This is a genomic window from Streptomyces beigongshangae (assembly GCF_019710745.1).
GTDB classification, from domain to species: Bacteria; Actinomycetota; Actinomycetes; order Streptomycetales; family Streptomycetaceae; genus Streptomyces; species Streptomyces beigongshangae.
On sequence record NZ_JAHKJW010000077.1, the window covers coordinates 21,665 to 28,761 of the forward strand.

Consider the following 7,097-nt stretch of genomic DNA (forward strand, 5'->3'; position numbering starts at 1 on the left):
TGACCCATACCCCCAGGGGGAAGGTCCCGTTTCGCACCGGGATCTCAAGGGTGGGGGCTCATGTCCGAAGCACGTCTTCAGTGGTTGCGCGATGCCATTTCCGTCTTCGGTGCCGAATGCAGACAGAATCTGGCGGGCCCTGGCGACCGTGAGGCAGTCATTCGCACCCCCTTGGAGCAACTGTTCCGCACCATAGCCGGGCACCGGGCCCGGACCGAGGTCAGCCGGTCCCCGGAAGCCCGTCTCCCCCACCTCGGGGTGCGACCCGACTATGCCGTACGCGTCAACGCGGACGTGACCGGTTACATCGAGGTGAAGCGGCCCGGCAAGAACATCGATCCCGCATCATTCACCGGTCACGACAAGAGGCAGTGGGAACGTCTCCGTGATCTCCCCAACCTCCTCTACACCAACGGGAACCACTACCGGATCTTCCGCTACGGCATTCAGCTCGGTGACGAGGTCGTACTCTGCGGACCGCTCAAAAGCGCCGGGAAAAACTGGCAGCCGACGACCTGGCCGCCTTCGACGCGATCACGCAGGCAGTGCTCGGCTGGGAACCACCCAGGATCCGGCGGGTTTCGGTACTCGTCCAGCACATCGCCCCGCTGTGCCGTCTGCTGCGTGCCGCCGTGCAGGAGCAATTACGGGCCGAGGCCGACCTGGATGCGGACGACGCGACCGCAGAACGGCCCTTCACCGGCCTCAGGAGCGACTGGCGCCGGTATCTCTTCCCCACCGCGGACGACGCGACGTTCGCCGACGGCTACGCCCAGACAGTCACTTTCGCACTGCTTCTCGCCCGCACGGAGGGCATCCCGCTCACCCGTACGACCTTCCACGAGATCGGGCGCCGCCTGAACGCGGGCCATGCCCTGATGGGCAAGGCCCTTCAGCTCCTCACCGACAACGTCAGCGAACGTTTCGAGGTGACTCCCGACCTCCTTTCCCGCACTGTCGCGCGCGTGGAGTGGGAGACCATCCGGAAGGGCAACCAGGATGCCTACCTGCACCTCTGCGAGTCTTTCCTGTCCGTCTACGACGACAGGCTGCGCCAACGCAGCGGCTCGTACTACACACCTCACCAGGTGGTCGGGGAAATGGTCCGCCTCACCGAAGAGGTGCTGCGTACCCGTCTGGGCAAGACGCGCGGCTTCGGGGACGAAAGTGTTCACATCGTCGATCCCGGCATGGGCACCGGCACCTACTTGCACACCATCATCCAGCGGGTGGCGCAGCAGGCCGTCGAGCGCAGCGGTGAAGCCATGGCGCCCGATGCGATCGGTCGCCTCGCCACGCGTCTGTACGGATTCGAACTTCAGATGGCCCCTTCGCCGTCGCCGAACTCCGCGCCGCCGATCTGCTGAAGAAGCACGAGGCCGAACTCCCGCCGGGCGGCCTCAACCTTCATGTCACGGACACGCTCGACGACCCTTACGTACAGGAAGAGCAACTCGCCTCGACGTACGCGCCCCTTTCGCTGTCACGGACCCGCGCCAACCACGTCAAGGCCGATGTCCCCGTCACTGTGGTCATCTCCGATCCGCCGTACGACGACAAGGCCGGGAACCGCGGCGGTTGGATCGAGAAACGGGTGAAGGGGCAAGGCCGTGCTCCCCTGGACGCCGACGTCCCGTCCGCGGGCCGGGAGGCGGCTGGTGTCGGCAGACGCTCGGGCGGGTGTCCGTCACCTCGACCCGGACCGCAGGACCGGGCGCCGGGAGCAGGAGCAGCATGAGCCGGAGGTCCCGGCCGGGGAGGCTTCCGTGGGCCACGGCGTTGGCCGCCAGTCCGGCGGTGACGAGGGCGACGGCCTGGACGGTGTCGCAGTCGTACGGCAGGCCGGTCCATTCGGCGACCTGCTGGACGGCGCGTTGGCGGGCGAGCCGGGCGCCGCGCCGCGTTCCGCTGAAGTGGAGGCGCAGTTGGCGGACCGGGGCGGGCGATGCGTGAGCAGGGGCAACGGCTGCGGGAGGTGAGCGCGTTGCGCAACGTCGAGGTACAGGTCATGCCCGCCAGACGAGGTTTTCACCCGGGGAAGAACGGCCCGTTCGTGGTGGCGGAGTCGAAGCAGCACTGGCAGTTCGGGGACTTCGAGTCCCAGGGCGTCGGGTGCGTCGTACAAGATCTCGCCGACGTGAGCGCGTTCGCCTTGCGTTATGGGAAGCTGCGATCGCAGTCCCCGGACGTCGAGGAGTCTGCGCGGCTCATCGAACGGCTGGCGGGAGAGTCATGAGCACGGAGCAGATGAGCGGGACCGGGGACGGGCTGCGCTGGTTCAAGAACAGCCGCAGCGGGTCGGACGGCGGCAACTGCGTCGAAGTGGCCGCCGACCGGGAAACCGTCCGCGTACGGGACTCCAAGGCGGCGGGCGCGGGCCCCGTGCTGCGGGTCGGACGTGACGGGTGGGCCGCCTTCGCGGGACTGGCCGCGGCGTAAGGCGCGGAGGGCACGGCGCAGAAGCAGGGCTCGCTCAGGTCATCCGGGGAGGGTGACCTGAGCGGGCCCTGCGCGGTAGCCGGGCCCTCTACGCGGCCGCCCCGTTCGCCAGGGCGCGGCCCTCGTCGTGGGCCGGCCTGCCGAACTGGGTGCGGTACAGCTCCGCGTACCGGCCGTCCGCCGCCAGCAGTTCCTCGTGCGTGCCGCGTTCGACGATGTGGCCCGCCTCGACCACGAGGATCAGGTCGGCGGCCCGTACCGTCGACAGTCGGTGGGCGATGACCACGGCCGTCCGGCCCTCCAGGGCCTCGGCGAGCGCCGCCTGGACCGCGGCCTCCGAGGTGTTGTCGAGGTGGGCGGTGGCCTCGTCGAGGACGACCACGCGCTGGCGGGCGAGGAGCAGCCGGGCGATGGTCATGCGCTGGCGTTCGCCGCCGGAGAGGCGGTAGCCGCGTTCGCCGACCACCGTGTCCAGGCCGTCGGGCAGGGAGCGGACCAGGTCGTCGAGGCGGGCCCGGCGCAGTACGTCCCACAGGTCGTCCTCGTCGGCGTCCGGCCGGGCGAGGAGGAGGTTGGCGCGGACCGACTCGTGGAAGAGGTGGCCGTCCTGGGTGACCATGCCGAGGGTCGCCCGCATCGACTCGGCGCTCAGGTCGCGGACGTCGACGCCGCCGATGCGTACGGAGCCCTCGTCGGTGTCGTACAGCCGTGGGAGCAGGGCGGCGATCGTCGACTTGCCCGCGCCCGACGAGCCGACCAGGGCGACGGTCCGGCCGGGTTCGGCGCGGAACGAGACGCCGTGCAGGACCTCGGTGCCGGCCCGGGTGTCGAGCGCGGCGACCTCCTCCAGGGAGGCCAGGGAGACCTTGTCGGCGGACGGGTAGGCGAAGCGGACGTCGGTGAACTCGACCGAGACCGGGCCGTCGGGGACCGTACGGGCGTCCGGTTTCTCCGCGATCAGCGGCTTCAGGTCCAGTACCTCGAAGACGCGCTCGAAGCTGACCAGGGCGCTCATGACCTCCACACGGGCTCCGGCGAGGGAGGTGAGCGGCGCGTAGAGCCGGGTCAGCAGCAGGGCCAGGGAGACGATGGCGCCCGGCTCCAGGCTGCCGCGCAGGGCGTACCAGCCGCCGAGGCCGTAGACCAGCGCGAGCGCCAGGGCGGAGACCAGGGTGAGGGCGGTGATGAAGGCCGTCTGCGCCATCGCCGTGCGGACGCCGATGTCCCGTACGCGGCGGGCCCGTTCGGCGAACTCGGCGGACTCGTCGCCCGGCCGGCCGAAGAGTTTGACGAGGGTGGCGCCGGGCGCGGAGAAGCGCTCGGTCATCCGCGTGCCCATCGCGGCGTTGAGGTCGGCCGCCTCGCGCTGCAGTCTCGCCATCCGCCGGCCCACCCGGCGGGCGGGGACCACGAAGACCGGGAGCAGTACGAGCGCGAGCAGGGTGATCTGCCAGGACAGGGTGAGCATCACGGCCAGCGTGAGGAGCAGGGTGACCACGTTCCCCACCACTCCGGACAGGGTGTTGCTGAAGGCCCGCTGGGCGCCGATCACGTCGTTGTTGAGACGGCTGACGAGCGCTCCCGTACGGGTGCGGGTGAAGAACGCGACCGGCATGCGCTGCACATGGTCGAACACAGCCGTGCGCAGATCGAGGATCAGTCCCTCGCCCAGGGTCGCGGAGAACCAGCGGCCCACCAGGCCGAGCGCCGCCTCGGCGAGCGCGATCAGCGCGATGAGCAGGGCCAGGCGTACGACCGTCGTCTCGTCGCCGCCGGTCACGATCACGTCCACCACCCGTCCGGCGAGGACCGGCGTCGCCACGGCGAGCAGGGCCGTCGCCACGCTCACCACCACGAACTGCGCGATCCTGCGCCGGTGCGGGCGGGCGAATCCGGCGATGCGGCGGAGGGTCGCGCGGGCGAAGGGGCGGCGCTCCCGTTGGGCGTTCATGACGCTGTACAACTGCGTCCAGGCTGTCGTCTCCATACTCATGGGACCGACCGTAGGACCTCAAGTTTCCTTGAGGTCAAGGGAATTTCGATGACACGCACCGGGACGACCTGATGCCGTACGACGCCCCGGTGCCGCGGGCGACCCGTCGACCGCCGTCCCCCACCGGGCGCGCCGGTGCGACCGAAGGCGGTCCGAGGCGCACGGAACCGGCTGTTCCGGGTGGTTCGAGGCTGTTCCCGCCCCTTCCGGGCTGATTTGGCGTACCGTCCGAAAAGTCTCCTCAGGGCGGGCCCGGCAGTCGGCCCGATCCGAACGGCCGCGCCACGGAGCACCCGTGCGCATGTAGCAAGATGAGCCAGTCCCGTCGGCCGCGACGCGCGTCATGACCGGTGCACGTCATGACCGACGGGGCCGTACATCCCCGCAACCGAGCAGCAGGTGGCCACAAGGTGACGACACATCACACAACGGGCGCACGTCCCCTTCCCGGTACGACGGGAGGCAGTCGGTGACCCGAGACCTCACCGTGCACGACTGGGTCGTGGCGGGCGTCTGGCTGATCGCCGGGCTCGTGGCGACCGTTCTGCTCCGCCTTCTCCTGCGCTGGCTGGGCAAGCACGCGACGCGCACCCGGTGGAGCGGCGACGACGTCCTCGTCGACGCGCTGCGCGCGCTGGTGCCGGTCGCGGCGATCACGGGCGGGGCGGCCGCCGCGGCGGCGGCGCTGCCGCTGACCGCAAAGGTCAACCACACCGTCAACCAGGTCCTGACGGTCCTGGTCATGCTCGCCGCCACCATCACCGTCGCGCGGGTGCTCGCCGGTCTGGTGCGGGCCGTCACCCAGTCCCGCTCCGGTGTCGCCGGATCGGCCTCGATCTTCGTCAACATCACCCGGGTCGTCGTCCTGGCCATCGGCTGCCTGGTCGTCCTGCAGACCCTGGGGATCTCGATAGCCCCGCTGCTCACCGCCCTCGGCGTGGGTGGTCTCGCGGTCGCGCTGGCCCTCCAGGACACCCTCGCCAACCTCTTCGCGGGCATCCACATCCTCGCCTCGAAGACGATCCAGCCCGGCGACTACATCCGCCTCAGCAGCGGGGAGGAGGGGTACGTCGTCGACATCAACTGGCGCAACACCGTCGTGCGCAACCTCTCCAACAACCTCGTCATCATCCCGAACGCCCAGCTCTCCAGCACCAACATGACCAACTACAGCCGGCCGGAACAGGAGATGACCCTCACCGTGCAGGTCGGTGTCGCCTACGACAGCGACCTGGAGCACGTGGAGCGCGTCACCTCGGAGGTCGTGACCGAGGTCATGACGGAGATCGAGGGCGCGATGCCCGAGCACGAACCCGCCGTCCGCTTCCACACGTTCGGGGACTCGCGGATCAGCTTCACCGTGATCCTGGGCGTGGGCGAGTTCAGCGACCAGTACCGGATCAAGCACGAGTTCATCAAGCGGCTGCACAAGCGCTACCACCTCGAAGGCATCCGCATCCCCTCCCCCGCGCGGACCGTCGCCCTCCAGCAGAACGGCGTGGCGATCCCGCCGCAGCGCGACGGGTCCCTGTCGCTGCCGTAGTGCCGTAGTGCCGTGTTCCCGTGGGACTGCGGAAGTGCGGAACCACGGGACCGTAGGACACCGCGGAGGGCCGTCTGTCACCGGATGTCCGGTGGTGACGGGCGGCCCCGCGCCCGGTGCGCCGCGATTCCTGAGGTCTCCTTGCCGTTGCCGGACAGGCCGGTGGACCCGCCCCGTGGCGCCGTGCGCCCGACGCGCACGCTCAGGCCGCGGCCGCCATGGGGAACCCCGGTGTCCGCAGGACCCGGCGCCCGGCGTCCACGGCGAACACCTCGCACCCCGGCCGGGCGGCGGCCCAGTCGACCCCCTCCGCCCCCATGGCGAACGCCGCGGTCGCCGTCGCGTCCGCCTCGGTCAGCGAGGCGGCCACGACGGACAGGCCGAGCAGCCCGGTCGCCGGACGGCCGGTGCGTCCGTCGAGGATGTGGTCGCCGCGCTCGTACCGCCCGGAGGTCGCCACCGCCCCGTCGGTGATCTCCAGGACCGCGCACAGCCGGTCGGCCCGCTCGGGATGCCGTACGCCCACCCGCCAGGGCCGGCCGGCCGCGACCACGTCGCCGCCCGCGTTGAGGCAGAACGTCGTCACACCCCGCGTCCGCAGCAGCTCCGCGGCGCGCTGGACCGCCCAGCCCTTGACCATGGCGCAGGGGTCGAGGCCACGGCCGGGCAGCCGCACCTGGAAGGCACCGCCGCTCTCGACCCGGTACCGCTCGCACAGGTCGAGGACCTCCACCAGGTCCGGGCTCAGCGCGTCCGGAGCCAGCTCGCCCCGGTCCAGCCGGGACACCTCGCTGTCGGCCAGGAAGGGACTGAACCGCGCGTCGACCTCCCGCAGCCACGCGAACACCCGGTCCGCGGCGTCCGCGGCGTCCGCGGCGGTGCCCCCGCCGTCGCCGCCGTCGCCGCCGTCGATCCGCAGGGAGATCGGCAGCCCCATGATGTGCTCGACGCGACGCACCCCGCCGTTCGCAGCGCCAGCGTTTACAGCGCCGCCGGTCACGGCGGCACCGGTCACGGCTCCGCCGATCACGGGTGTTCCGGTCGTGGCCATCCCCGTCAGCCCCTCGCGTCGATGGCGGCCTGCAGCGACTCCCGGTAGCCGTCGCTGGTGATCGTCGCGCC

General features: G+C 70.8%; 7 protein-coding genes. 5 read left to right on the top strand and 2 right to left on the bottom strand.

Features of this window, described 5'->3' with window-relative positions; all coding sequences use genetic code 11:
• Positions 1 to 545: 545 nt before the first annotated feature.
• The 4 genes from KM933_RS39980 (at position 546) to KM933_RS34840 (ending at position 2,439) form a co-directional block, all read left to right on the top strand.
• Positions 546 to 1,367: an N-6 DNA methylase gene (locus tag KM933_RS39980; protein WP_260334622.1), complete on the top strand. Its 822-nt coding sequence runs from the start codon at positions 546 to 548 to the stop codon at positions 1,365 to 1,367.
• A gap of 291 nt (positions 1,368 to 1,658) precedes the next feature.
• Entirely contained in the window at positions 1,659 to 1,979 is a 321-nt protein-coding gene (locus tag KM933_RS34830; RefSeq protein ID WP_221360215.1) for a hypothetical protein, read from the top strand.
• Positions 1,946 to 2,236 (top strand): Scr1 family TA system antitoxin-like transcriptional regulator, encoded by a 291-nt coding sequence (locus tag KM933_RS34835; protein ID WP_221360203.1) that lies wholly within the window; start codon positions 1,946 to 1,948, stop codon positions 2,234 to 2,236. Before KM933_RS34830 ends, KM933_RS34835 begins: the two co-directional genes overlap by 34 nt.
• Positions 2,233 to 2,439, top strand: coding sequence for a DUF397 domain-containing protein (locus KM933_RS34840; RefSeq protein WP_221360205.1), 207 nt, complete (start codon positions 2,233 to 2,235; stop codon positions 2,437 to 2,439). Before KM933_RS34835 ends, KM933_RS34840 begins: the two co-directional genes overlap by 4 nt.
• An 88-nt stretch (positions 2,440 to 2,527) precedes the next feature.
• On the opposite strand, the gene KM933_RS34845 is transcribed toward KM933_RS34840, so the two are convergent.
• Positions 2,528 to 4,426 (bottom strand): ABC transporter ATP-binding protein, encoded by a 1,899-nt coding sequence (locus tag KM933_RS34845; RefSeq protein ID WP_221360211.1) that lies wholly within the window; start codon positions 4,424 to 4,426, stop codon positions 2,528 to 2,530.
• Positions 4,427 to 4,901: 475 nt separating this feature from the next.
• Here KM933_RS34845 and KM933_RS34850 point away from each other — a divergent pair, with 475 nt between their 5' ends.
• A complete protein-coding gene (locus tag KM933_RS34850) occupies positions 4,902 to 5,975 on the top strand; it encodes a mechanosensitive ion channel family protein (RefSeq protein ID WP_221360207.1) in 1,074 nt (357 codons plus the stop codon).
• Between the two features lie 202 nt (positions 5,976 to 6,177).
• Here KM933_RS34850 and KM933_RS34855 read toward each other — a convergent pair whose 3' ends face one another.
• Positions 6,178 to 6,933 (bottom strand): FAD:protein FMN transferase, encoded by a 756-nt coding sequence (locus KM933_RS34855; protein WP_221360213.1) that lies wholly within the window; start codon positions 6,931 to 6,933, stop codon positions 6,178 to 6,180.
• Positions 6,934 to 7,097 lie beyond the last annotated feature (164 nt).